1 pseudogene is annotated in these 536 nt (G+C 51.7%); it reads right to left on the bottom strand.

The window, feature by feature from the left end:
* Positions 1–516, bottom strand: a pseudogene (locus E0L37_RS21275) (integrase); the annotation flags it as partial.
* Positions 517–536 lie beyond the last annotated feature (20 nt).

Raw genomic sequence — 536 nt, 5'->3', positions numbered from 1 at the left:
ACAAGCGGACTTACTGCTTTCTTTTGTTGTCTCACGGAGATAGTGCATTCGTCCTGTCTTAATATCTACGTAGTTAGCAGCAACCGACTCAGCCCTGCCAAACCAACACTGCAATGATAGCTCCATAGCGACCTGCATCCAGTCCTCAGCGAGAGCATGGATCCCTTGAAACTGCTCAACGCTTAAACGTGCACGCTGCTTTTCGTAGTAGTTGTTCTTTCGCGTGGGTGCTACTGGGTCGTGATCAATCCATCCTTTGGTCTGGGCGAACTGGAATATCTGCGATAACCCAGAGCGGTACTGCACATAAGCGGAGTCGTGGTGATTCACGCTTAGGTTCTCAGCACGCCACCGGGTCGGGACGTGCTCAAGCATGGTGTTGCCAGCGTCTTTAATGATGCGGTTGCCCCGGCCTTCCTTGGCATCTTTCGTCCACTTGGACAGCGGGCTAGGTTTTACCCACTCTTTAAGCCATGCATGAATCGCCAAGCTCAGTGTTATGCCGGTTTCACCCATTACTCCAGCTACTAAGTCAC

The organism is Alcanivorax sp. 24, from assembly GCF_004360225.1.
In the GTDB taxonomy this organism is placed as follows: domain Bacteria; phylum Pseudomonadota; class Gammaproteobacteria; order Pseudomonadales; family Alcanivoracaceae; genus Alloalcanivorax; species Alloalcanivorax xiamenensis.
The sequence above is the reverse complement of the archived record's forward strand: the minus strand, read 5'-3'. Positions and strand labels throughout refer to the sequence as shown.